Here is a 26860-nt window from a genome sequence, read left to right on the forward strand (position 1 = left end):
ACGCTCTAAAGGCTCTTTCTTATCTCTCAGGATTACTACCTGCAGGATTTGGCACAATTCCGTTATACGGCTGTTGCCAAGGTTTCATCGGGCCTGTCCCTCCACCTTTTCTTGATAAGACTATGCAATTACCGTTGATTTTATAGCAATAATTTCCTAATGTCAAACAGTTTTTCTGAATGTTCTAAAATAAATGTTAACAGTTTCATATAAAGCAACAAAAGAAATATATTCTAGTCTATTTCAAAAAAGACCTTTAAAAAACTCAAATCAGTCTATAAAATTAAATAAGTAATTTAACCTATAAATTCAAATTCTCTAAAATTCAGCCTATATGTTGAATAGGCGGTCCTCTCAAAAAGATACTATATATATTCAATCCATTTTCCACTAGTATATTTCACTTTTTCCCTACTGAGATTTACATAACGGAGGTATAACATGACAAATAAAAAAGATATGCAGTACATACTTGCTCTATATGGCATTCTTCTAGGATCTATAGTAGGAGCTACAGTCTGGTTATTTTTAGTCACAATAAATATTGGAATCCACTTTATTTGGGGATACTTGCCTGAAGTTCTCTCTTATCCCTCTTATTACACCCTTTGCGTAACAATAATTGGCGGAGTCCTCGTTGGTCTATCACAAAAATATTTCGGTACATACCCACGCCTTATGCCTGAAGTGATGACTGAATATAAAAAAACTGGTCGAATCGAATATCGCTTTGTCCATCAGGCTACTTTAACAGCGATTATTGTTTTAATTTTCGGAGCTAGTCTTGGTCCAGAAGCCGCACTAGTTGGAATTATAGGCGGACTGTGCACATGGGTAGGGGATCGCTTTAAATTTGCCTTAAAGGGTATGAATGAGCTAACCGAGATTGGAATTGGCGCTACTTTAAGTGTCATTTTTAACGCACCATTATTCGGTTATTTAGCACCGAATGAAAATGAGGGGGAACAAATTGCTGCTTTTTCTAAAGGAAAAAAGGCAATTGTATACTTAGCTACTACTTTCGCAGGTTTTTCTGTTTATTTACTACTGAGTAAACTCGATAATCGTGGATCCTTTATAGTTGATTTCGGGGAAGGTGCACTTTCTTTCAATGAATGGATCGCATTTCTTCCACTTGCTAGTATCGGTGCTATAGTTGGTTTCTTTTATTTCAAGTTAGAATTCACTTTAGAGAAGTTAATTCACCCTTTTAGGGAATACAAGCTGACACTCGGAATTATCGGTGGCATTTTATTAGGAATTGCAGGAACTTTTCTTCCGTACACATTATTTTCAGGGGAACATCAATTAAAAGAGTTAGTTGTTGAATGGAGCCATTTATCTTTTTGGATACTACTTCTTTCAGGGATTTTAAAGTTGTGTATTACTGCCGTTTGTTTGAACACAGGGTGGCGGGGTGGACATATATTCCCAATTATATTTTCCGGATCAAGTATTGGATACGCTATAGCATCTATTCTTCCTATAGATCCAGTAGCATCCGTTGCTATCGTAACGACAGCACTTTCGAGCTATGCGTTACGAAAGCCAATAGCTATTACATTGCTATTACTTATGTTTTTCCCGCTTAATTTACTATTGCCCATGCTTGGTGCAGCTGCTATTGGGAATGCCTTTCCACTCCCAAAACATAACGAAAATACAAATTAACAAAAATAGACAGTGGAGACGAAAGCTCCACTGTCTATTTTTTTATTACACATGCTGCTTTAATAACGCTTCTAACTCCTCAAAATTATGCACTTCATATGTCGGTATAATCCCACTATCATTTAACTTCCTTTCTGGATTAAACCAACAAGTATCAATTCCCGCTACATATCCACCTTTAATATCTGCGCTTAATGAATCCCCAATAATCAGCCCTTCTTCAGGTGCAAAGTTAGGAATCCGTTCAAAAACATAATCAAAATACTCTTTCATCGGCTTTTGAAAACCTGTATCTTCCGAAACAAAAACATCTTTAAACAATGAATGTAACCCTGCATTACGCAAACGTTTATCTTGCGTCTTAGAAACACCATTTGTCACTATATACAACTCATACTCCCCTTGAATTTGATTTATAAATTCAAACGCACCTTGCATGAGTTGATTTCCTTCTTCTAAGTAGTTACGGTAATTATTTTCGAATAATATTCCGTCTACTTCTTCTCCATACTCTTTAAACAACAGAGAGAATCGTGTATTTACAACTTCATTGCGTGATAGTTCCCCTTTTTCAAAAGCATCCCAAAGACCTTTATTTATTTTTTTATAACGAGCCTCTATCTCGTCTGTTAAAGGGATTCCCTTCTCTTCAAAAAGCACCCGTAAAGCCACTTTTTCAGCCTTTTGGAAATCTAATAATGTATCATCTACATCAAATAGCAATGTTTTATATTTTTTCATAAACTCATCACACTCTCTTTTCTACAAAAACAAATTTACATAAATCGTATCATTCCTTCTTGTAAAGATAATAGGAGATATCTCATACTATAAATAGGGGTGAAAATATGAAAATCAGCAAAAATGAGGAAGAAATTTATCAATACATGCAAATCCATCAATTCCATACCCTATTTTCATTTCATGTCTTGCCATATGTAGAGCTACATTCTTTTCAAACGAAAGAGATGATATGTAGCGAAGGAAATACTCTCCCTTATCTCTATTACTTAATTTCTGGGAAGGCAAAAATATATATGAGTCATAAAAACGGGAAGGTTTCATTAATTAATTTTATTCAAGCACCATCTTTTATCGGGGAATTAGGATTAATAGGAGTAGAAAATATTACTAAGTCCGTTGAAGTACTAGAAGATTGTGTTTGTTTGGCACTTCCTCTTAAAGATTGTCAGCAACTTTTATTACAAGATGCAACGTTTTTACAGCACTTATGCAAATTTATTGGAGAAAAGACAATTACTCGCACTGAAAATTACGCAAAAAACTATAGTTATCCTTTTGAAAATCGATTAGCTGCTTTTATTTTATTAACAGAACAAAATAATTGTTATATAGAAAAGCATACTGAGGCCTCGGAATATTTAAATGTCAGCTACCGTCATCTTTTATATGTATTAAATCAGTTTTGCCAACAAAATTACTTAAAAAAAGACGGAAGAACCTATTACATACGAGATCGAATTCAATTAAAAAAACTTGCTGATGAACTAAAAATATAAAAAAACAGCATTAACGTTTACATGTTAATGCTGCCTTTTCGAGTGACGATTATAATTTTAATTAAAATTTACTTGCTACTTTAGCTGCTTCTTCAAGACCTGCAGCAATGATTTCTTCCGCTTTATCTGGGAATTGGTTATGTCCTTCAATAATTACTGTTTCCATGTTTGTTGCGCCGAAGAAGCCCATCATACTTGCTACATATTTAACAGCCATTTCTACCTCAGCTGCTGGACCTTCTGAATATACGCCGCCTCGTGCATTTAATAATGCAATCTTCTTATCACCGATTAGGCCAACTGGACCCTCTGGCGTGTATTTGAACGTTTTACCAGCACGGTTTAAATAATCAATATATGTGTGTAGCACTGCTGGAATCGTTAAGTTCCATAATGGGAAGCCGAAAACAACTTTATCAGCTTCTAGGAATTGATTTAAATACTTATCAGCAACTGCTACTGCTTTTGCCTCTTCTTCTGTTAAATCAAATCCTTTACCTGCCTTGAATGTACCATTGATCATGTCTACACCTACATATGGTAATTCTTCTTTATATAAATCCAGTTCTACTACTGTATCATTTGGGTGTGCTTCTTTATAGTTTGCTAAAAATGCCTCATATAATTTTACACTAACTGCTTGTTCCGCTGGACGGTTGTTTGCTTTAACGAATAAAACTGTTTCCATTATTTCTTCCTCCTAGTACTCACTCTTATGTTGTTATATGCTTTCAAAAAAGGTATCCCTTGTAATTGTTGTTTTGTTGCTTACAAACATATTTTATCTTTATATCAAGACAATTTCGTCCTCACATAGACGTATTTTTCCATAAAAAAAGTCCACCTTCTAAAGGCGAACTAGGTCTTACGACTTTTGTCTTATACAATTCCATTTTTCACTGCATATAACGCCGCTTGTGTACGATCGGATAAATTTAATTTACTCAAAATGCTACTTACATGCGCCTTAACTGTCTTTTCTGTAATAACTAAAACAGATGCAATTTCCTTATTGCTCATCCCTTTTGCTAATAGTTGCAACACCTCATTTTCTCTCGCTGTTAGCACATCTACTTGAATAGAAGGTTCTTCTTCCTTTTCTTCTACAGGTAATGTTTGAGAGAGAAGAGCATTTGCTATATCCGGATGTAATTGAATATTACCTTTATATGCACTTCGAATAGCCTCAACAAGCTGATCCGGTTCTACATCTTTTAAAATATACCCACTTGCTCCAGCCCTTAATGCAGGTAACACATGCGCCTGATCAGAAAAGCTAGTTAACACAATTACTTTCACATTTGGATACTCTTTTTTAATATATGCCGTCGCCTCAACACCATCCATTTCAGGCATATATAAATCCATTAATATAACATCAGGATTTATTTCTCCTACTTTCACTAACGCTTCTTTCCCATTATTCGCTTCTCCAACTAAATCTAAATCTTCCTGTGTGCTTAAGAAAAACGCTAATCCTTTTAAAACAACTGTATGATCATCAACTAACAATACTTTTATTTTCACAAAATTCCCTCATTTTCACATCATAATGGTACATTTACTTTTACGCTCGTTCGTTTATTACTACTTACAATTTTAATTGTTCCACCAACTAATTCTACTCTTTCACGCATCGTAGTCATACCTAGTGATTTCTTTTCTTTTATATTCTTTTCCACAAAGCCCTTTCCTTGATCAACTATTTCTAATGATACATTTTTCTCATTCACTGTAAAATAAATCGTCGCTTCTTTTACACCTGCATGCTTACTTACATTGTTCAGTGCTTCTTGGCCAATGCGCCATAAAGCTTCTTCTACTACACGAGGTAAATCACGAACACCCGTAACTTGCTCCCTAATTTTCAGTCCCAAATTTTCACCGTACTGCTTTAGAGCTGGCAATAATCCTTTTTCTAATCCTGCTGGACGAAGCTGCCAAATTAATGTCCTCATTTCTTTCAAAGCTCCTTGTGCAAGTTCACGCATCTCATGCAAAGATTGATCTACCTTTTCATTTTTACCTTTTAAAACTGCCTCGGCGCCTTTTGTCATGAAGGTTAATGAAAATAATTTTTGCGAAACAGAATCATGTAAATCTCTTGCTAATCGGTTTCTTTCTTCCATTCGTACAAGTTCACGGCGCTGCTCGTTTAACCTCAAATTCTCTATTATTAACGAAACATGGTTTGATAGCGCTTGAATTACATCTATTGTATTAGCATCAAACTCTCCATTATTCAAGCTAACACATAAAACACCAAATATATGGTTTTGAATATGTATTGGCGTAGCAATAACAGTTTGATTTAGATGCACATTATGCCCTATTTGATGTTTTATTAGAACTGGTTCATCTTGCTCTAACGCCTTGTTGGCCGCCTCTTTTACATCCTCTTGTAACTCTTCCTGAACGTAAGACGCTCGCAGAGATAATTCTTTTTCCTCCCTAATAAAAAGCGCTACTTGATTCCATTGAAATACTTCACCTACGTGATTTACCACCTTTTCAGGTAGTACATTAAACTTATGAATCGTTTTTAAATCTTGAATGAAACGCTCTAATTTCACATAATAATGTGCTCTTCTTTTTTCATTTTCATATAATTTTGTTCGCTTTAAAGCCGTACCAATTTGGAAAGCAACCGATTGGAGTAATACTAATTCTTCTTCCGAAAAATGTGTTTTACCCGGACTTGCAACATTTAACAACCCAAATTTTTCTCCTCCAGCTTTTAAAGGAACCGTAGCATGATGAAGAATGCCCTCCGTATCTCCCCAATTATATTCAATTGCATTATTAATTCTTTTACATTCAATAATATTAACGGCTCTCTCTAATTTCCCATCTACAAAACCTCGTAAACACCAACACTCACCTTCGCACATCGGGCGTTTATTTTCATATGTAAGTGCCTCTGGTAATTGGTAATCAATCAACTTCGTATACTTCCCATTTTCATCTGCAAGAAAAATCCATCCTGTCGTTAAGCCTGTCACACTTAGTAATTTCTCTAGGACAGCTTGCAATACATGATACGTATCATTTGATGTATTTAATGTTTCTGCAATTTCCTTTAATATAACTAATTCATTTGTACGATTATCTCGAAACATACTCAGTCTCCTGCATACAAGATTTTAAATAGCTCTTAAAATAAATCATCTACTTTTCACTTTGTACTTATTCGTAACATTGATATAATGGTGAAAACATAGTTTTCATTATATCACTTGAGGGGGCTTTCATAATGACATTAAATAAAGCACTTACTATCGCTGGTTCTGACACAAGTGGCGGTGCTGGTATACAAGCAGATTTAAAAACATTCCAAGAACTTGGCGTATACGGAATGACATCTCTTACAACAATCGTAACGATGGATCCACATAACGGTTGGGCACATAACGTATTTCCAATCCCAGCTTCTACATTAAAACCACAATTAGAAACAACAATTGAAGGTGTTGGCGTAGATGCTTTAAAAACAGGTATGCTTGGATCAGTAGAGATTATTGAAATGGTTGCAGAAACAATCGAAAAGCACAATTTCAAAAATGTAGTAGTTGACCCTGTTATGGTATGTAAAGGTGCAGATGAAGCATTACATCCTGAAACGAACGATTGCTTACGTGACGTTCTTGTGCCAAAGGCATTAGTTGTAACGCCAAACTTATTTGAAGCTTACCAATTAAGCGGTGTGAAAATTAATTCTCTTGAGGACATGAAAGAAGCAGCGAAGAAAATCCACGCTTTAGGTGCCAAATACGTACTAATTAAAGGCGGAAGCAAACTTGGTACGGAAACTGCAATCGACGTCCTATATGATGGAGAAACATTCGAACTTCTAGAATCAGAAAAAATCGATACAACCAATACACACGGTGCAGGTTGTACATATTCTGCTGCAATTACAGCAGAACTTGCAAAAGGAAAACCTGTGAAAGAAGCAGTAAAAACTGCTAAAGAATTCATCACAGCTGCTATTCGTTACTCATTCAAAATTAACGAATACGTAGGTCCAACTCACCATGGTGCATATCGTAAATTCGTTGTATCAAAAGAACTTGTCTAATATATAAATAAAAACACTCACAAGGTTCATACATTGACTCTGTGAGTGTTTTTTATAAGCTTTATGTCTTCTGGTCATCTTATCTTTAAGATGCAGAGCTAACCTTATTTCTACCATTTCGTTTCGAGTAGTATAACGCATCATCCGCCGCTTGAATAAATTGCTCTGATGACCCTTCATACTCTGAAACCCCTACCGAAACCGTAATTTTTATTTTTGTTCCATCTAACAATTGAAATGGGTGACTTTCAACAGCTGTACGAATTTGCTCGCCCATACAAATTCCGTAAGCTAATCCCTTATTCGGTATCAAAAGTGCAAACTCCTCTCCCCCCTTTCGAAAAGCCAAATCTGGAAATTGTGAAGTTTCTCGTAAAATACATCCTACTTGTTTTAACACTTCGTCCCCTGCAGGATGCCCGTACGTATCATTTACATACTTAAAGTGATCAATATCTATAAGGAGTAAACAAAGCGAATCATTTTTCATGTTCTTATTACTAATATGATGATTCATCTCTAAATCAAACTGTCTTACGTTTCCTAGACCTGTCAATGCATCTATCGTTGCGTATTGTTTCATCTTTTGAAATAACTCATTGGATTGTAAAACATAGTTTGTACTTACGAATGTTATGTAACCTGTAGTAATACTTGAAATTAAATATAGTACAACTACAGATATATCATTAAATAATATATACATCGGTACTATCAAAATAGAAAGGCAGTATACGTGTAACCATACTAACTTTAACGTAATCGAAGTTTGTATTCTTGCAATAAAGATAACACCAATTCCACTTAGTAAAATTGTATAGCAAGCCAATTCGGAAGCTAAAGAGTACTCAGTAAAAATTAGCCGAGTAATTAAAATTATAGTAACTGTTATACTACTAGCTACCGGACCTCCAACTATAATTGCCAAAATAACGGCTAAATAACGTAAATCCAACATAATATCTTCAATGTGTACACCAAAATGCATTAACAGTACACCTAATATTCCAGTAAAAATACCGATTACACACTTCTGCAAAAAAGAGAATTCTTCTTTTAACGGTTTATCCCTTAAAAGCTGACCTCCAACAAAAATAAAGGAAATAATAATTGTTGTATTTACAAATAAGTCCCTTAACATAAAATAATCTCCCTACTTTTCCATCTATCCCCTTCCTCACTTTATTGTATACGAAATCCCTATAATTCCCAAAGTTTTTTGTTTATTTTTTTGCTGTTCCACGTGAAACAGCAAAAAAAATAAAAAGGGCGAAAACTCGCCCTTTTTCATTAACAACAGCGTGATATTTTTCCACCCTTTGCATTAAATCTTGCTTCTTGTGCCTCAGCAAAAAATTGCTTTTGACATACAACCTCTTCTTCAGGATGATGCTTTTTCATATGCTCTACGTATACTTCATAACTTGGTACCCCAACGAGCAAACTAATAAAGCGCTTCCTTTTCCCCCATACTTGCCACAGCTTTTTAAGCATAGTTCCTCGACTCACTTTCATCTCTAGGAATATATGGTGCCTCTTTTAACGGCATTGGCTTATTTCTCAATACTTGTATCCAAATTCGAAGTGCTGAAATTAACACAGCGATTACAACTATCATAAAAATCCCACAAAGCGCTGCATCGATATAATCATTAAAAATAATTTGCTTCATTTGAGCAACATTTTTAGCTGGTGCTAACACTTTCCCTTCATCTAGCGCTCCCTGAAACACCTTTGCGTGAGATAGAAATCCGATTTTAGGATTTTCATGAAATAGCTTTTGATAACCAGCTGTCATTGTTACAATAAGCAATCCCACAGTTGGAATAAGTGTTACCCAAACGTACGCCTTTTTCCCCATTTTGAACAAAATTGTCGTTCCAAGTAATAATGCGATACCCGCTAACATTTGATTTGCAATACCGAAAAGCGGCCATAATGTATTAATTCCACCGAGCGGATCTATTACCCCTTGGTATAGGAAATATCCCCACCCTAATACACATAACGTTGTAGCTATTACATTCGCTAATGTAGAATCTGTTTTCGCAAAAGGCTTATATACATGCCCTAAAATATCTTGAATCATAAATCGTCCTACACGCGTTCCTGCGTCAATCGTTGTTAAAATAAATAGGGCTTCAAAAAGAATGGCAAAATGATACCAGAATGCCATCATCGCCGTCCCACCTATTACTTGTGAGAAAATATATGCCATACCTATTGCTAACGTCGGTGCGCCACCTGTACGTGATAAAATTGTTTGCTCTCCAACATTTACAGCAAGTTCTTTTAGTTCATTTGGTGTAATAGCAAATCCCCATGAAGAAATAACTTGAGCTGCCTGTGATACATCCGTACCAATAAGTGCCGCAGGACTATTAATCGCAAAATAAGTTCCTGGCGTTAATACACAAGCTGCAATCATTGCCATCGCCGCTACAAACGACTCCATTAACATTGCTCCGTAACCGATTGGCTGTGCGTGTCCCTCTTGCTCAATCATTTTTGGAGTTGTACCAGATGAAACGAGAGCATGGAATCCAGAGACCGCACCACAGGCAATCGTAATAAATAAGAACGGGAATAAATTACCGGAGAAAACAGGACCAGTTCCATCAATAAATTGCGAAACTGCTGGCATTTGTAAATTGGGTGCTACAATTAAAATACCAATCGCCAATCCAACGATTGTTCCAACTTTTAAAAATGTACTTAAATAATCACGTGGTGCTAATAGCATCCAAACTGGTAATGCAGATGCAATAAATCCATATACAATAAGCATAATAGCAATTGTTTCACCACTAAATGTGAACATACTTGCAAGTGTTGGATTTTCTGCTACATACTGTCCTCCAATAAGAGATAAAATAAGTAGGATAATACCAATTACTGACCCTTCTCCAACACGACCAGGCCTAATATAGCGCATATAAACTCCCATTAAAATAGCGATAGGAATCGTTGCTGCTATCGTAAACATTCCCCAAGGACTTCCGATCAGTGCCTTTACTACGACTAACGCTAATACTGCTAATAAAATAATCATAATTCCTAAAATACCTATCATTGCAATTAGTCCTGTAACAGGTCCAATCTCATCCTTAATCATTTCTCCTAACGATTTACCATTACGTCTCATCGAAGCAAATAAAATGACAAAATCTTGAACAGCCCCCGCAACAACTACCCCAACAATAATCCAAATGGTCCCTGGTAAATATCCCATTTGTGCTGCTAAAATCGGTCCTACTAAAGGTCCCGCCCCAGCAATCGCTGCAAAGTGATGTCCAAATAATACCCACTTATTTGTCGGAACATAGTCTTTCCCATCGCTTAATGTATGGGCTGGTGTTTGCCGATTATCATCTAAATTAAAAACCTTTCTCGCTATAAATCTACTATAAAAACGATAAGCAACTGCATATACACATACGGCAGCTACTAAGAGCCATACAGCATTAATGGTTTCACCTTGTGATAAAGCTATTACCCCAAAAGCACCTGCTCCTACTGCTGTAATAACGCCCCAAAGTAAGATCGATTTCAATGTCTTCACATACAATTCCCCCAATACTATTTCTTAGTGGAGATTGTACTAAATTTTCTGAATATTTAACTTGAATCCTCCTTATCATGAAGGATTTTCAGTTTATCATGTTAAAATACTCTCATTACCTACTATAATTCAATGTTATTTCGAAGGCGTTTTACATAATTACGACTGACTGGAATCGGTTGCTCATCATACCTATCTAAATACAAATTATACGTGCCATTATAATAAGGTTTCAGTTCTTTTACATATGACATATTAATTAAATAGCTTTTATGCACACGTAAAAAATCATATGCATTTAGCTTATTTTCTAATTCCTGAAGTGTATATGTTGAAATATACTGATTATTCGTTGTGTAAATTGAAACAGTTTTATTTTCTTTATTTTTACTTACATATACGATATCTTCTGGAAGCATATATCGTATACCTTCTTGACTTTCTATCGGTAGTTTCCGCAAATAACTCTTTGCTTTCTCACCTTGTTCTTTACCTATTTTATATAAAAGAAATTGTAAATCTTCTTCACGAAATGGTCGTAATAAATAATAAAATGCTTGGAAACGAAAAGCTGTAATAGATTCCTCTATGTTTTCACCTACAAAAATAAATTTTGTATAGCAATTTATTTCTCGTAATAAACTTGCATATTCAAAACCAGTACCATCTAGTAATTTGGAACTTAAAAAAACAAAGTCTGGTATATGTTTTTTCATCATAAATAAAGATTCTGTTCCTGTCTTTGCTTCAAAACATTCTACATTTCTCATATTTTCAGTGAAATTTTCAGCTAACTCTCTTCTCTCTTCTGCCTCTGCCATGATCAGTAAAATTTTCATTTCTTCAACCACCTAATTCTTTGTCCATATGTCCTGCTGTATACATTCGCTTTTATAAGAAATAATCCCTTTTTCTTACTATACCATTATTTATCTAAAAAAACAGAAAAAAGGAAACCCCTTCGGTTTCCTCTCCCCCTTTATCCTACATTAACTGCCTAGAAAGAGCCAAGTAGTGTAGGGTAATAAACGATCAGGCATACATTTAAAATTTCACTTTATACTAATTCTCGTTGCTTCGTTTCTTGTCCAAGTATTACTACAGCGAATACACCAATTAAAATTGATCCGCAGAAAATCGTAAATATTAATGATAGTGAAGCTTCTGAGGCAACTAAATACCCCACTAATAGTGGTCCAAGAATACCACCAATACGCCCAAACGCTGCTGCCATTCCTGCACCTGTACCACGAATAACGGTTGGATACTGCTCAGGTGTATAGGCGTATAATGCTCCCCAAGCACCTAAGTTAAAGAAGGATAGTAACATACCTGCCACGATTAATACTGTTAATGAATCCGCAACCCCAAACAAATAGGCACTGCAAGCTGTCCCGATTAAATACGTAACCAAAACAAATTTACGACCGAGACGTTCAATAAACCAAGCAGCGGTGAAATACCCTGGAAGTTGAGCTAACGTCATAATAAGTACGTATTGGAAACTTTTTATTAAACTAAACCCTTTTAGCACCATTACACTCGGTAACCAAAGGAACATTCCATAATAGGAAAAGACAACACAAAACCATAGAATCCATAGCATAATTGTTGCTTTACGATATTCCCCAGACCAAACTGATTTTATATTTTCAATAACAGATGGTCTTTTTTCAACTTTTTGGAACCTTGGGGAATCCGGTAAATTCCATCTTAAATATAAAGCATATAGTGCTGGAACTGCACTCAATACCATCGCAACTTCCCAACCATATTTCGGAATAACAAAATACGAGATAAGAGCTGCAATTAACCATCCACCTGCCCAAAAACTTTCTAATAACACAACAATTTTCCCACGCTCATGTGCTTCAACACTCTCTGATACTAGTGTAGAGGCAACCGGAAGCTCTCCGCCAAGCCCCATACCAATTACAAAGCGTAAAACGAGAAACATCGCGAGTGTCGTCGTTAACGCAGTTAAACCACTACCGATAGAAAATAATAATAATGTAATAATAAAGACTGATTTTCGCCCTATTTTATCTGATAGTATCCCAAAAATAAGCGCTCCTACTGCCATACCGATTGAGTTAATACTACCTATCCAGCCCATTTCCTGGCTCGTTAATCCCCAATCCTTTTGCAAGGCTACCATTACAAATGAAAGCATTCCAACATCCATTGCATCAAATAGCCATCCAAGCCCAGCTATACCAAGTAGTTTGCGCTTCGAAATTTCTTTTACCTTGCCCACTAGAAGTCCTCCTCACACAGGTGTCTTTACACATCATTTTACATGTGTGAATTGTATAAGTAAAATACTTTTGTGTAAAAAATTTCTCCTTCATCATTCCCAAAAAGTAAAACGTCTATCCCGATTGGTGAGGGCTAATAATCAGTAGGAATGCCTCACTGATTAAAGTTTCAATTTATTAAAAATGAACAAATAAAAAAAGCAGCGATATTTCGCTACTTTTTCGAACGCATTACTTCTTTTAAAAATTCCGCTAATACTAACTGACGACGCCAGCGTGTTGGATTACTGCATAATCTATAAAACCACTCTAAATGAATCGCTTGAATCCATTTTGGTGCACGTTTTACTTCTCCAGCCCATACGTCTAAACTTCCACCCACTCCAACAGCCATTTTCGTTTCTAAACGATGCTTATTGTTTTGGATAAAGTTCTCTTGTCTCGGGAAACCGAGTGCAACAAGTAATAAATCTGGTTTTGCTTCTTGAATGCGAGAAATAATATTCTCTTCGTCTTCTTGTTTAAAATAACCATCTTGTGTACCGGCGATGGATACAGCTGAATATGTCTTTGTTAAATGATCTGCTGCAGCTTGTACAACATGTGGCTTTGCACCTAATAAGAAAACAGATACTGGTTTACTATCTTCTGATAACTTCGCAAGTAAATTACACATTAAATCAAAACCTGCTACACGCTCTTTTAAAGGTGTACCAAGCATACCACTTGCCTTTACAACCCCAATACCATCAGGTGTAATTAAATCTGTATTCAATAATGTTTGATAGAACTTTTCATCCTTTTTTGCGCACATAACAATTTCAGGATTTGCTGTTACTACCTGAAACGTATGAGTTCGTTCCGCTTCTAGTTGTTCTTTTAAATATTGGACCGTTTCATCCATTGTCATTGTAGAAAAAGGAACGCCTAGAATATCAACTGTTTTTACTGCCATAGTTAACTATCCTCTCTATCATTACAAGTTTTTCGCTATTAATTGCTTATATGTTTCTTTTGTATCTTCATATAGTTTTTGAAGTGAGAAGTTCATAGTAGCATGCTCATAAATATGTTTACCCATTGCTGCTAATTCTCCCGTTTTCCACTTATCATACGCTTCTTCTAAAGCTAATGCTAATGTCTTTCCATCACCTGTTGGCACAATCCATCCGTAAGTTTCATCTACGATTAATGGCTCAATTTCTCCAGCCCTAGTCACAATTGATGGTACACGTTGGTTTGCCGCTTCTAATAAAACTAGTGGGAACCCTTCACTATGGGAAGTTAATAAATTTACATGTGACGACGCAAATAATTGTTTTACATCTTGACGATGTCCTAAAAACTCTACTTTATCGTTAATCCCTTTTTCAGTAGCTAATGACTTTAGATTTTCTTCTAATGGGCCATCGCCAACTAATAATACTTTAATTTTCTCTAATTTTGTTTGTTGTAACGCATCGAATAAAACTTCATGTCCTTTGACGGGATGTAATCGTGCTACTTGGATTGCCGTAAATACATCTTCATCAATATTGAACATTTCTTTTTTATTATAGCCTTCTGCTTTTTCCTGATCGTATTCAATTCCATTATAAATAACATGCATCTTGTCATTTGAAATGCCTAATGCTGCCAAGCTTTTTTTCAATCTATTTGTTACAACGAAAAATAAGTCTATATTTTTTAAGGCTTTCAAATTTAATTTCGTAAAAATCCAACCTTTTAAGCCCTGTTTAGTAAAGTCTTGAAATGGATCACTATGAATAGTCGTTACCCATTTTGCCTTTATTCTCTTTTTCATTAAAGAAACATAGAAATTAGCCCTAGGACCATGTGTATGAACTACATCAAATTTTTCTTTATTAATAAATTCACTTATATTCTTTAAAATGGATAAATCATAGCGCGATTTTTGTGAAAACACATGGACTTTTATCCCTAACTCCCTTGCTTCCTTCGCAACAATTCCATCTTCAAATACTGCTAATTCTACTTCACCAGTTGGAAACTGATCGAGAAGTGAAATAATATGTGTTTTCCCTCCCCCATCTTCTGCTCCTGCATTCATATGCAATATTCTCATATTTTTTCCTCCTTTAAATCCTCGCTACGTTTCCATCTATTTTTATTTTACTGTACTAAAAAATAAAAGCTAACAAAAGTTAGCTTTTATTTTTATCATTCAATTTCTAGGTCTACTATTAGATAAGCTAACACCACTACAAAGTAAATTCCAACTCCTGGTGCTGTTAAAATATGTCCTGCAATATAAGCAATACCTAACGCTAACAATAAGCTTGCTGAAATCATTCCATATTTTATATTAAATATGTCCTTAAATCTCGTAGCAAATGCTAGTAGAATTCTTAGCCCGTAATAAATAAATGGAATCATTAGTAATACAAAGCCAATAATCCCGAAATCGTAAAACCAATCATGGAAGTCCATTTCAATTAGTTTTGGATCTGGCTGCTTTTGTTCATTGTATTTAAAGTTACCTGCATAACCCATTCCTAATAACTTTTGTGACATTGGCGCTTCTTTAAAGAACTGCTTATGTCTTTCTTCATATACTTGACGTCCACTGAAAATAAGGTTTTCTTGATTTTCTTTCTTTTGCTCTTTCTCAAGTTCTTTCTTAACTTCCTCTTCTATCTTCGCCTTTTCTTCTGGCTTTTCAACTTTATGATGATTTTCTTCTTTTGCTTTAAGTTCTTGTTCTTTTTTCAACTTATCTTTAATTTCTTGTTCTTTTTGGCCTTGCTGAGCCACATTTTGCTCTGATAAATAATTATTATGAATGCCCATATTTTGTGCTAATGGTGTTTGTTTAAACGTCCCAACTACACCAGCTAATAGGACAATAGCAATTACTGCGTTAAGTGCAAGAGATTTTTTGTTCGGATTTTTTCTATTAAATAATAATTGTAGTACAATGATCCCGATTGCTGCTGCCAACGTAGCACCAATTGAGCCCATTCCTACTTTTGTACCAACTTGAATTAATGAGTAAATCATTAAAAGTGATGGAATCCAATATAAAATATGTTTCCAGCTCTTTGTTTTTTGAATAGAATATAGTACCACAATAGGGAAAATAATAGCTAAGATTGAACCTAGTTCATTCCCTGCATAGAACCAACCTCGAGAACCAACCTTCATCCATTCATAACTACCAAAGTCAGTAGATGTTGAAATAGAAATAACCATAATTGCGTTAATGATTAATGTAGAATATACAATACTATTTCGAACCTTATCACTAATATTAACTTTCGTTTTCAATGATTTTAAAGCTAAAATGTATGACCCCAGCATAATATATATATATAATGCTTTCACAACGAATTTAACTTCTTCACTAAGTACAATAGGATCCTTAACTAGTTTGTTATTAATAAATCCTATCCCTAAAACGCCGGCTAATAATATAAGATAAATTAAAAACTTTCTATTTTCCTTCTCTTTTGCCTGAATTAAAATGTAAATACCACCAACAGCCATAATAAGGAATCTTACTAAAATTCCAACGGTAGCATTTGACTTTAATAAAGTGATGCTAAGAGACGTTAATAAATCTAAAACAGGCTGTAAAATAATAAAAAAGAGCAAAAAATGCTCAAATCTAACCCTAGCTTGATTTGCTAACATTCCAAGACCTCCATACAAAATCTTAACATTATCTTTTAATCATAATTTATTATCGTTAAAACACACCTAGCAATTATAACATAACTCATATTTAAATTGAGAACTTATTTTTATGCCGAAACTAACCAAATCCAGCTTAAGTAGTGCTAGAAAACATTATCCTTTAGCTATTCTTCCCTATCTCTATAAAAACTATCTAACACTCTTCCACTTATTATCAGCATTATAGTAACATTTGTTAATTTATTTATAAGTATATAAAATTTAATAATTACATACAAACACCCACTCGGCTATCCTACAACTAAAGATTAACCTTGCTTCGTTTTCTCCTAAGCATTTTCAAACGCTTTCTTTATGTATTTTATCCGTTTTTATACATGTAACGAAAAGTAATTGTTATTTCCAATACTTTAGTGTATATTTTTTCTCTGGAACATCTTTAAGAGAAAGGGATTAAGGCCATGTTATTAATCGATATATTTACGTTTCTTGGCATTATCGCCGCTGCCATTTCTGGTACATTAGTTGGTTTAAAAAAAGATTTAGATTTATTTGGTGTCCTTTGTTTAGCTGTAGCTACTGCGCTCGGCGGCGGTATTATTCGTGATATCATGATTGGTAACCTGCCCCCTGTCGCATTTGTAAAACCCATTTACTTTTTCGTAAGTGTATTATCAGCATTATTTACTTGTATGTTTTTTGAGCGTATCAATAAACTTCAAGTCGTTATTATGCTTTCTGATGCTGTTGGATTAGGCGTTTTTACAGCTATTGGTGCAAATGCGGCAATGTCACATCATGTTGACGCCTCATTTCTAGTTGTTTCAATGGGAGTCATTACAGGTATTGGAGGCGGTATTTTGCGTGACATTTGTGCTCAAGATATCCCTTACGTATTCCGAAAAGAGATTTACGCAATCGCTTCTATCTTAGGAGCAATTAGCTTCCTAATCACATACGCTATGGGGGCGCACGTATTAGCTTTCTATGTTTGTTTATTAGTAACATTCGTTATTCGTGTCGTCACTGTAATATATAATGTGCATTTCCCTGTTTTCTTTAAAACACATGCTAAAATTAATAAAGGCCATTAAGAGAATTCTATCTAGAATTCTCTTAATTTATATACTATTCAACGAACTAATATAGAGTAATTATATATAAGCATATATAATTACTCTATATTAGTTTTAAAATTGAAAACGTTTTATATACAGGGGGAAGAATGATGCTTGGGGTTTTCAGAAAAAATATTAATAAAACAAATGCCAGTATAATCGAATTAAGTAAGGACCAACAAATAACTTTTAATGTACCTACTAATTCTGAATTGAAAATTCAAATGGATATGCTACATATTTCAAAAGAAGATTTACAAGTTGTAAAAGTACTACAGCCTTTTATTTATGCAGAAATTGATTGGATTACTGAAAAATTCTATGCCAACATTACAAAACAACCTAATTTAATTACTATTATTGAACGTTACAGCTCTATTCCAAAACTAAAACAAACTTTAAAAACACATATTAAAGAATTATTCAGCGGCAATATGCATGAAGATTTCATTGAACAGCGTGTTAGAATTGCCAAAAGACATGTGCAAATTGGTTTACATCGAAAATGGTATACTGCTGCTTATCAAGAATTATTCCGCTCTATCATGAAGATTTTGCAAACAAAAATAACAACAATCGATGATTTTTCCTATTCTATAAATGTCATAAATAAATTATTCACTCTTGAACAAGAACTTGTTCTTGCAGCTTATGAATCTGAATATGAAAGAATGCAAAAAGAGCATGAGAAAGAAAAAGAACTAACTGCTATGACAATTACGCATATTGCAACAGAACTAGCTGCTGTATCTGAAAAGACAAGCTCTTCTATTCAAAAACTAACCGCTAAGTCTGAAACTATTGTAGAGATTGCTAAAACAGGTACATCATTAGCTACAACATCTGAAGAAAAAGCGAATAAAGGGAAAGAACAATTAAACCAGCAAAACAAACGAATGGGATCTATTCAAATGAATATGGAAACGATTATTACAGATACTCATGAACTTCTTGATATTTCTAACAAAATTAACGAAATCATAGATATCGTTAAATCAATCGCGGAGCAAACAAATTTACTCGCACTAAATGCTGCTATCGAGTCTGCACGTGCTGGAGAATTTGGGAAGGGGTTTTCTGTTGTTGCTGGTGAAATCCGAAAATTATCAGAGCAAACGAAAGAATCTATCTTTAACGTTACAAAGCTCGTCGAAAAAACAAATGAACAAATTATCCGTGTCTCGTCTTCCGTGAAACAAATTAGCTCTCTCGTATCAGAAGGAACGGATAGTATGTCGGCAACAGATCGATACTTCCAAGAAATTGTAAAAGATATGTCTAACTCAAAAGAACAGAATAAGAAAATTGAACATGAGCTACAAGCTATTTCACAAGTAATGAAAGGAATTCAAGATGATTCCTCACAAATGGCTCTAACAGCCGATAATTTACAACTAGAACTAAATCGATAAGATAAAGTGAAACTTTAATCAGCCCTCAACAATCGGGCTTTTACAGGCAGTCCGCCCCCACCTAACTTCTTTGCTTTCGCTGATTTTGAGGTGGGGGCTGACTGTCCGGAAAATAGCGGAATAAAATTCAGGTCCGGCATACTTTCCATTTTGCACTGACTACTAAATTTCATCTTCCATCAAAAAAAGAATCCAGAATGGATTCTTTTTATTTTCTGAAAAATATTTTTTGACAATACACATAACTCATATAAACACCAAAGCTCTGCAAAATAAACAATGCCGGCATAATTACATTGTAATATGCCATATCTACTTGGAAAAGCCTTAACAATACGTAGCCACTAATTAAAAATAAGAACAACATATATCCTTCATTTTGTTGTTTCTTAATAAGGAAGTGCAATAGAGCTATAGTCATAAACAATGTTACGGCTATATAAATCAGTTTTTCACATTTGAAAAGAATAGAATTTATCCCCTCATCTGAAAACTGATTTATCATCGGTTCTAAAAGTTTAAATCTTTCTCCCTCAATCTCTTTTAACTTTTGATCAATATGCTCTGTTACACTTTGATTTTTCGATATTTTTTCCTCATGTTTCTTTTTTCCAATTAAGACAGATTGAACATACGTCTCATTCGAAATCGTATATTGTGACAATCCCATTGCCTTAATTCCATAATTCACACCAAAATGAGTACTATAAAATAGAATAAGTATCCCTACCATCTTTAGTAACACTTTTTGTTTCGTTGCTGATTGAGACACTTCAATTAATAATACATATACAGTGATAAAAATAGGAAGAAATAATCCTATCGGGAAAATCATATTACTAAATGCAAATAAAACCGCTGAAAACACCCACATATAAGGATGATCTAACCCTTTATATAAAAGTATGTAACAAGCAAAATAAAATAAAAATATTGCAAGTGACTCAGGAGTTAATACGGAACTCAGCAATATATTTGGAATATACAGAGCATAAAATATAGAAGCAATACGACCGCATTCTTCTCCAAAAACCATTGCCGCAATACGATAAATAAAAAATGCGGTTCCTGCGCAAAATAACACATTAAATAGTTGTAAAGCGAATAATGTATCACCGAATATACGAATGATTACTGACTCATATATAATAAAAGGCAAATGAGTTACAGTCCCTATATTATTACCAATTGCAATCTGCTTTGCAGACTCATACATCACTTTCATATCACCAATTATTGGAGCATCTACAAATAACAGCATACTAAGCCTCACAACTATAGATATACTTATAAGAAAAATAAGAAATTGTTTATCTGTAAAACGATATTGTAGAATTGATGCCACTAACAAAATAAGTATGACGAAAATTGCCAATATGATTGTTACACTTGTTGTACTTCCTCCAAAGAATTGCTTACTTGTCTCAAATGCTACCCAACAACTATAAGCGAAAAATGCGAGCATCGCACCGATCGTAATTTTATTGAAGAAAGATGAAAAATTTGTTTGTATATGATTCATATGTCCATTGCACCTCTATTTCCATTCATAACAAAATGATTCTATCATGAATGGGTACACGGCTGATAGGGAATTTCTATGACGAATACATAGTCATTACTTTTTACTTGCAATGTAAGCGAATCCTCTTTTACACTACATTTTAGATAAAATAAATTTTCTTTCAGTTACATGAATACAAATACAGAAGTTTAAATAATCCTCTTTTGGAATACACTTTACTTCATTAAATATCTAATATGAGTACTCCACTTACACATATTATTCTGATTGAAAACAGACTATAGGGGCTGAATATATGGAAAAGAAATTCATGCGAGAATCTAAAGCAATTAAGACAACACGTGTTTTTCCTAACGATTTAAATAATCACCAAACACTTTTTGGAGGGAAATTATTAGCAGAAATTGATAGTATTGCTTCAATTGCGGCTGCAAGACATAGTCGTAAACATTGCGTAACAGCATCTATTGATTCAGTTGATTTTTTAACTCCAATTCACCAAGCTGATTCTGTTTGTTATGAAGCATTTGTGTGTTATACAGGGAAATCTTCAATGGAAGTTTTCGTAAAAGTAATCGCAGAAAATTTATTAGCAGGCGAGCGTAGAATTGCTGCTACTTGCTTCATTACATTTGTGGCTATAAAAGATGGAAAACCTTCGTCCGTACCACAAGTACTACCTGAAACTCAGGAAGAACATTGGTTACACACAACCGGTTTAGAACGCGCGGAAAACCGAAAAAAGGGACGTTTAAAAAGTAAAGAGATGGCTGAAGTTTTAACTTTAAGTAAGCCTTGGAATATTTAACATAATCTTCTCATCATACATGCACAGGTCCTTCCTTGCATGTATTTTTTATTATAAAAAATACTATCGCTTGCTTCATCATAATGCGGAATGGATAGCGCTTCATTAAAAGATATATAAATAATAGTATTGGATATAAAGCAACTTGTAGGCGTAAGTACAATGCTAAAAAGTAGAAAATGTTTCATTTTATGAGTATCAGCTAATTTTAAGCTCCAATATAATAATCCCAATGAAAAGAATAGAAACTGTCCTTCTGTTAAAGTTAAATTTTCCACAACAATCTCTGGAGGATACACCGCTAATAAGAAAGCACCTATTAATCCTGCAGCGGGATTCAATAAATAAGTACCAATCTTATAAGTTAGTAAAATAATAAGTACTCCTAATAGGATAATAATTAATTTAGCTACAAAAAGGCCTTTATTACCATTTCCAAAAAAGTAAAATACAGTAACTAAAAACACTGGAAAACCTGGCATAATATGAATAGGTGGTTTATCAAGCTCATGATATATTAACATTCCTGTTTCCAATAAAATAGTTTCCATTTTTTGATAACCTATATCATCGCTAGCTAGAGTCAAATCTGCACCATGTGTTTGTAAAGTTGCAAAACGAAGCGCAAATCGCCTTAACATTTCATATTTCCCCTTAAAATACATAATTTTCAAATTTTATTTATATATTTTCACAAGAAAATATATTCTATTATTGTACTTTGTATACAAAGTACAATAATAGAAAGTTGATTTACAAAGTTTATATGCGTTAAACTGATACAGATGTTCTTGTAATCCTCTTCCTTTCAAAAGGCTTGTATATATGGTGCAAGACATAAAAAATTTGAGGAGATAAAAATTCTATGATGGAACAAAAACAACTTGTTTCTGTTGTCATACCTCTGTATAACACAGAAAAATATATTGAAGACACAATGCAGTCAATACTGGATCAAACATATAAAAACATTGAAATTGTAATTGTAGATGATGGAAGTAAAGATCAATCACCTTCTATCGTAAAAAATCTTGCAGAAAAATATCCGGGGCAAGTAAAATACGTTCACCAAAAAAACCAAGGCGTTTCAGTAGCTCGTAATACAGGGATTGAAAATGCTAGCGGGGAATACGTCGCTTTCCTTGATAGTGATGACTTATGGCATCCAACTAAAATTGAGAAACAAATCGAGAGTATGCATAAAAACAACATGGATGCGTGCTATTGTGGTTATATGAATTTCTACGAAGAAACAGGCGAAAAGATTGAGCATACAACAAACTTTATTAAAGGTGATATGGCAAAAGCATTCTTAACACACCAAGTTGTTGCTCAAACAAGTACTTGGATTTTCAAACGCTCTATCGCAATGAATCATAATATCCGTTTTACACCAGGATGTAGCTGGGGAGAAGACTTGGAGTTTTTATTTAAACTAATGAGTGTGACAAATGTATGCTATGTGGATGAATATTTAACATATTATAGAATCTTATCCGAAGGAAATCTTTCTTCTAAATATAAAGATTACGAATTAAAAACAACTAAAGAACTGGAAGTATTCAATCGTATGAAAGACTGGGTACATAATAAATCTCAAGACTTCATTACGAAAGACCCTCAGTCACTTATTGAGATTCTTGAGACTTATTTATTCCCTTATACGGTTATCAATAATGCTTGTATATACATTAAAGAAAACTCTCAATTAAATAATGCCCAAGTTCAATTAATCAAAAAAGATATAAAGAAATATTGCCGTAAAATCTATTCAAAAAATGGAAAGCGTAGTAAAAAACTATATGCAATGCTTTGGTTTGTACGAATTAAATTTCTGTTTTCTTAAACTGAAAATATAGTACTCATCTCTCTTTCCGTAAACAAATCAAATTTACAAATAGGACAAACGAAAAAGGTCCTAAAGAATAGAAAGGTTTTTTCTCATGAAAACAAATAAGATTCTTAAAAATGCCTCCTACCTATTTGTAGGAAATATTACTGTTCGATTTGTACTTGCTATCGCGACGATTCTCTTCGCAAGATACGTTTCTCCTGGTGAGTATGGGATGTTTACAACTGCATTAGCAGTTTCCGCTGTTATTTGTTATTTCACAGATGCAGGTTTGACACATACGTTTATGCGTGAAGGAACGAGAAAGGATGCAAATATTAGCGTACTAATCAGTAGTTATTTACGCATTCGTTTCGTATTAGCTGTCGTAATTTCTGTACTCTTCGCTATTTTTGCTCAGTTCTTCTATACAGATGCCTACTTACGCGCCATGGTATATTGGGTTGTACTACCAACAATGTTTGGAGCAACTTTACAAGGTGTCGGGATGGCTTACTTCCAAGTAACAGAACGTATGCAATTTACAGCCATTATTTCTGTAATACAAGGTGTAACAGCCGCAGCTGCTCTTCTACTAGGAATGTCATTTAAATGGTCACTTATGATGGTCGCTGCCATGTACGGAATATCCAGTCTTGTAACAGGTGTCATCGCCTTTATAATGGTAATTCGCCATACGACAGTTCATAAGGGCTGGGACAAAGGGATTTTAGATCAACTGCTGATTTTCACAATCAATGGCATTATCATTATGCTCTTGCCACAGTTAGGGCCTATTATATTAGAAAAAGTCTCAACGTACGAGCAAGTTGGATTCTTTGGAGCTGCTTCTAAAATACCCGCTGTACTTTATCAAATACCCGGTGTAATTGCAGCAGCCTTTTATCCAAAGTTATTTGCTTTTGGAAATGAAAAAAATATTGATGAACATAGAAAACTATCTCTGTTTGAATTAAAGCTTATGTCTTTCTTAGGAATGGGGATTTCTATCCCATTCATCGCTAATCCAAGATTTTGGATTGTTACTTTATTAGGTGAAGAGTATGCCCCAGCTGGTGACGCTCTTGCAATTTTAGCCTTTATGGTCATTTTACAATCTATCAACTACCCACTTGCTGATAATTTAACGACAATTGGTCAACAGTGGAAGCGTGCGACAACGATGGGGATTGGATTAGCTGTTGCTGTCATAAGTTACATCGTATTAGGTAGCCAATTTGGAATGATGGGAGCAGCTGTAGCTGCTATCCTTACCGAGATTACATTATTAATCGGCTTTACTTTATTCGCTCGTAAAGGCTTTACATTACTATTCAAAGGAACAATATTCAATGCACTAGCATTTATAATCAGTTACGCTCTATATCGTACTGTGTTAATTAACTTACCACCACTAGTAGCTTTAACACTTACTGGTATATTGTACGGCATTATCGGTCTTGCAATTGACCCACAAATACGCAGGTTACTTTTAGGGTTTGCGAATAAAAAGCTAGGCAGATAAACAACAACGAAGCAAGTTTCTCTTCCAAATTATGAGGAGAAACTTGCTTTGTTTACTTATATACATTTTTTGAAATGATAGCATTATATCGAAGAATTTAGTATCATGATTCAAGACACTATTTAGAATTGAACGGAGGACATTATGAGCTTATTAACTGTTGAAAAATTAGGCCATACATTTGGTGATCGTACATTATTTAAAGATGTATCCATGCGCTTACTCGCAGGAGAACATGTTGGATTAGTTGGAGCAAACGGTGTTGGTAAATCAACATTTATGAATATAATTACTGGTGAACTTATCCATGATGAAGGCCGTGTCGAATGGACACCTGGCACAAATTATGGTTACTTAGACCAACATACAATTTTAACACCTGGCCGTACAATTCGTGACGTATTAGCAGATGCATTTTTACCTTTATTTAAAAAAGAAAAAGCTTTAAATGAAGTTACAGAAAAAATGGGAACTGCTACACCTGAAGAATTAGAAGAACTCCTTGAGCAAATGGCGGAAATACAAGATGCTCTTGAAGCAGGCGGTTTCTATTTATTAGATATGAAAATTGAGGAAGCAGCGCGCGGTCTTGGAATTGACGCAATTGGTTTAGATCGTGATGTTGCTGCATTAAGTGGTGGACAACGTACAAAAGTATTACTTGCAAAGTTACTACTTGAGCAACCAGAAGTATTACTATTAGATGAGCCTACCAACTATTTAGACGTTGAACATATTCATTGGTTAACAAATTATTTAAAAGAATATCCACACGCATTCCTATTAATTTCCCATGATACGGAATTTATGAATAAATGTGTCGATGTTATTTTCCATCTAGAATTCACAAAGATGACGCGTTATACAGCGACATATGAAAAATTCCTAGAGCTAGCGGAAATTAATAAAAACCAACATATTAATGCTTATGAAAAACAAAAAGAATTTATAAAAAAACAAGAAGATTTTATTGCGAAGAATAAAGCGCGCTACTCAACGACAGGTCGTGCAAAAAGTCGTCAAAAACAACTCGATCGTATGGAACGTATCGATCGTCCTGAGACGGCGATTAAACCTGAATTCTCGTTTAAAGAAAGTCGCGCAAGTAGCCGATTCGTCTTTGAAGGAGAAAATGTAGAAATTGGATATACACACCCGTTATTACCAAAACTAACAATGACAATTGAACGCGGTGAAAAAATTGCAATCGTCGGATGTAATGGTGTAGGTAAGTCTACACTATTAAAAACGATTTTAGGTAAAATCAAACCATTAAGCGGAAAAACAAGCCTTGGTGATTTCTTAAACCCATCATACTTCGAACAAGAAGTGAAAGCTGATAATATAACACCGATTGATGATGTTTGGAACACGTTCCCTAGCCTAGACCAACATCAAATACGTGCAATGTTGGCAAAGTGCGGTTTAAAAAACGAACATATTTCTCGTCCTCTAAGCCAATTAAGTGGTGGCGAACAAGCGAAAGTCCGTTTATGTAAGCTAATGGGGGAAGAGAGCAACTGGTTACTATTTGACGAGCCAACAAATCACCTTGATGTTACAGCAAAAGAAGAATTGAAGAAAGCGATGAGAGCTTACAAAGGAACAATTCTTTTAGTGTGTCATGAACCAGACTTTTATGAAGATTGGATAACAAAAGTTTGGAATGTTGAAGAATGGTCGCAACACAATTCATAACTTTCCACTACATTTTTCTTACATATTAATTTCTATGTAAGAAAAATGTATTTTTATATTCCGTCCTAATAAAAATATAAAATACATCTCCTATATAGCCCCGGGCGTATTTTGATAAGTAAACTAATCATGGTATTCTTTTAGGTGATACTCTACATACCAAGAATAGAATATTCTCAACTACTAAAATATAATTG

Annotated in this window: 22 protein-coding genes, 2 pseudogenes and 1 riboswitch; of the genes and pseudogenes, 10 read left to right on the plus strand and 14 right to left on the minus strand. The window is 34.4% G+C overall.

Going from position 1 to position 26860, the window contains the following annotated elements:
* Window positions 1-16: 16 nt before the first annotated feature.
* Window positions 17-121: riboswitch (SAM riboswitch) on the minus strand.
* A gap of 320 nt (window positions 122-441) precedes the next feature.
* Window positions 442-1671: a chloride channel protein gene (locus tag MHH27_RS27880; RefSeq protein WP_340944754.1), complete on the plus strand. Its 1230-nt coding sequence runs from the start codon at window positions 442-444 to the stop codon at window positions 1669-1671.
* A 45-nt stretch (window positions 1672-1716) separates the two neighbouring features.
* On the opposite strand, the gene MHH27_RS27885 is transcribed toward MHH27_RS27880, so the two are convergent.
* Complete coding sequence (locus MHH27_RS27885; RefSeq protein ID WP_000760188.1) at window positions 1717-2412, minus strand: YjjG family noncanonical pyrimidine nucleotidase; 696 nt, start codon at window positions 2410-2412, stop codon at window positions 1717-1719.
* A gap of 107 nt (window positions 2413-2519) precedes the next feature.
* On the opposite strand from MHH27_RS27885, the gene MHH27_RS27890 reads away from it, so the two are divergent.
* On the plus strand, window positions 2520-3191 hold the full coding sequence (locus tag MHH27_RS27890) for a transcriptional regulator YeiL (protein ID WP_000703310.1): 672 nt from the start codon (window positions 2520-2522) through the stop codon (window positions 3189-3191).
* A gap of 61 nt (window positions 3192-3252) precedes the next feature.
* On the opposite strand, the gene MHH27_RS27895 is transcribed toward MHH27_RS27890, so the two are convergent.
* The 3 genes from MHH27_RS27895 to MHH27_RS27905 form a co-directional block, all read right to left on the minus strand.
* Window positions 3253-3879, minus strand: a complete 627-nt coding sequence (locus MHH27_RS27895) for an FMN-dependent NADH-azoreductase (RefSeq protein WP_089172051.1) — start codon at window positions 3877-3879, stop codon at window positions 3253-3255.
* Window positions 3880-4070: 191 nt separating this feature from the next.
* A complete protein-coding gene (locus MHH27_RS27900) occupies window positions 4071-4718 on the minus strand; it encodes a response regulator (RefSeq protein WP_098835652.1) in 648 nt (215 codons plus the stop codon).
* 20 nt (window positions 4719-4738) lie between these two features.
* Window positions 4739-6310, minus strand: a complete 1572-nt coding sequence (locus tag MHH27_RS27905; protein WP_000488131.1) for a GAF domain-containing sensor histidine kinase — start codon at window positions 6308-6310, stop codon at window positions 4739-4741.
* Between the two features lie 134 nt (window positions 6311-6444).
* Here MHH27_RS27905 and pdxK point away from each other — a divergent pair, with 134 nt between their 5' ends.
* The gene (gene pdxK, locus MHH27_RS27910) at window positions 6445-7269 is read left to right on the plus strand and encodes a pyridoxine/pyridoxal/pyridoxamine kinase (RefSeq protein WP_000174259.1); all 825 of its coding nucleotides are present in this window, start codon (window positions 6445-6447) and stop codon (window positions 7267-7269) included.
* Window positions 7270-7354: 85 nt separating this feature from the next.
* On the opposite strand, the gene MHH27_RS27915 is transcribed toward pdxK, so the two are convergent.
* The 8 genes from MHH27_RS27915 to MHH27_RS27950 form a co-directional block, all read right to left on the minus strand.
* Window positions 7355-8410 carry a GGDEF domain-containing protein gene (locus tag MHH27_RS27915; RefSeq protein WP_000942875.1) on the minus strand — a complete coding sequence of 352 codons (1056 nt, stop codon included), beginning with the start codon at window positions 8408-8410 and terminating at the stop codon, window positions 7355-7357.
* Between the two features lie 149 nt (window positions 8411-8559).
* Window positions 8560-8763 (minus strand): YbdD/YjiX family protein, encoded by a 204-nt coding sequence (locus MHH27_RS27920; protein WP_023523602.1) that lies wholly within the window; start codon window positions 8761-8763, stop codon window positions 8560-8562.
* Window positions 8756-10831 carry a carbon starvation protein CstA gene (gene cstA, locus MHH27_RS27925; RefSeq protein ID WP_340944761.1) on the minus strand — a complete coding sequence of 692 codons (2076 nt, stop codon included), beginning with the start codon at window positions 10829-10831 and terminating at the stop codon, window positions 8756-8758. Before cstA ends, MHH27_RS27920 begins: the two co-directional genes overlap by 8 nt.
* A gap of 122 nt (window positions 10832-10953) precedes the next feature.
* Window positions 10954-11670: a LytR/AlgR family response regulator transcription factor gene (locus MHH27_RS27930; RefSeq protein ID WP_000698246.1), complete on the minus strand. Its 717-nt coding sequence runs from the start codon at window positions 11668-11670 to the stop codon at window positions 10954-10956.
* A gap of 218 nt (window positions 11671-11888) precedes the next feature.
* Window positions 11889-13088 carry an MFS transporter gene (locus MHH27_RS27935; RefSeq protein ID WP_000521106.1) on the minus strand — a complete coding sequence of 400 codons (1200 nt, stop codon included), beginning with the start codon at window positions 13086-13088 and terminating at the stop codon, window positions 11889-11891.
* A gap of 215 nt (window positions 13089-13303) precedes the next feature.
* Window positions 13304-14044, minus strand: coding sequence for a WecB/TagA/CpsF family glycosyltransferase (locus tag MHH27_RS27940; RefSeq protein ID WP_086421968.1), 741 nt, complete (start codon window positions 14042-14044; stop codon window positions 13304-13306).
* Window positions 14045-14065: 21 nt separating this feature from the next.
* Window positions 14066-15175 carry a glycosyltransferase family 4 protein gene (locus tag MHH27_RS27945; RefSeq protein WP_001221224.1) on the minus strand — a complete coding sequence of 370 codons (1110 nt, stop codon included), beginning with the start codon at window positions 15173-15175 and terminating at the stop codon, window positions 14066-14068.
* Window positions 15176-15270: 95 nt separating this feature from the next.
* A complete protein-coding gene (locus MHH27_RS27950) occupies window positions 15271-16743 on the minus strand; it encodes an O-antigen ligase family protein (RefSeq protein WP_340944764.1) in 1473 nt (490 codons plus the stop codon).
* A gap of 464 nt (window positions 16744-17207) precedes the next feature.
* Here MHH27_RS27950 and MHH27_RS27955 point away from each other — a divergent pair, with 464 nt between their 5' ends.
* From MHH27_RS27955 to MHH27_RS32100, 3 genes and pseudogenes are all read left to right on the plus strand, one after another.
* Complete coding sequence (locus MHH27_RS27955) at window positions 17208-17840, plus strand: trimeric intracellular cation channel family protein (RefSeq protein WP_000924377.1); 633 nt, start codon at window positions 17208-17210, stop codon at window positions 17838-17840.
* Between the two features lie 134 nt (window positions 17841-17974).
* Window positions 17975-18520 (plus strand): annotated as a pseudogene (locus MHH27_RS32095) (protoglobin family protein); the annotation flags it as partial.
* Between the two features lie 54 nt (window positions 18521-18574).
* Window positions 18575-19276, plus strand: coding sequence for a methyl-accepting chemotaxis protein (locus MHH27_RS32100; protein WP_372430521.1), 702 nt, complete (start codon window positions 18575-18577; stop codon window positions 19274-19276).
* A 208-nt stretch (window positions 19277-19484) separates the two neighbouring features.
* Here MHH27_RS32100 and MHH27_RS27965 read toward each other — a convergent pair whose 3' ends face one another.
* Window positions 19485-20798, minus strand: a complete 1314-nt coding sequence (locus MHH27_RS27965) for an ArnT family glycosyltransferase (protein ID WP_001015628.1) — start codon at window positions 20796-20798, stop codon at window positions 19485-19487.
* 298 nt (window positions 20799-21096) lie between these two features.
* On the opposite strand from MHH27_RS27965, the gene MHH27_RS27970 reads away from it, so the two are divergent.
* Entirely contained in the window at window positions 21097-21609 is a 513-nt protein-coding gene (locus MHH27_RS27970) for an acyl-CoA thioesterase (protein ID WP_000412126.1), read from the plus strand.
* 61 nt (window positions 21610-21670) lie between these two features.
* Here the strand turns inward: MHH27_RS27970 and MHH27_RS27975 are convergent.
* A pseudogene (locus tag MHH27_RS27975) lies at window positions 21671-22274 on the minus strand (4-amino-4-deoxy-L-arabinose transferase); the annotation flags it as partial.
* A gap of 200 nt (window positions 22275-22474) precedes the next feature.
* Between MHH27_RS27975 and MHH27_RS27980 the strand changes: the two are divergent.
* The 3 genes from MHH27_RS27980 (at window position 22475) to MHH27_RS27990 (ending at window position 26663) form a co-directional block, all read left to right on the plus strand.
* Window positions 22475-23455, plus strand: a complete 981-nt coding sequence (locus MHH27_RS27980) for a glycosyltransferase family 2 protein (protein WP_000970511.1) — start codon at window positions 22475-22477, stop codon at window positions 23453-23455.
* Window positions 23456-23552: 97 nt separating this feature from the next.
* On the plus strand, window positions 23553-24965 hold the full coding sequence (locus MHH27_RS27985) for an oligosaccharide flippase family protein (RefSeq protein ID WP_000856145.1): 1413 nt from the start codon (window positions 23553-23555) through the stop codon (window positions 24963-24965).
* 144 nt (window positions 24966-25109) lie between these two features.
* Window positions 25110-26663 carry an ABC-F family ATP-binding cassette domain-containing protein gene (locus MHH27_RS27990; protein WP_000055383.1) on the plus strand — a complete coding sequence of 518 codons (1554 nt, stop codon included), beginning with the start codon at window positions 25110-25112 and terminating at the stop codon, window positions 26661-26663.
* The last annotated feature ends 197 nt before the right edge of the window (window positions 26664-26860 follow it).

The sequence above is a fragment of the Bacillus sp. FSL L8-0152 genome (assembly GCF_038006365.1).
Taxonomy (GTDB): Bacteria; Bacillota; Bacilli; order Bacillales; family Bacillaceae_G; genus Bacillus_A; species Bacillus_A cereus.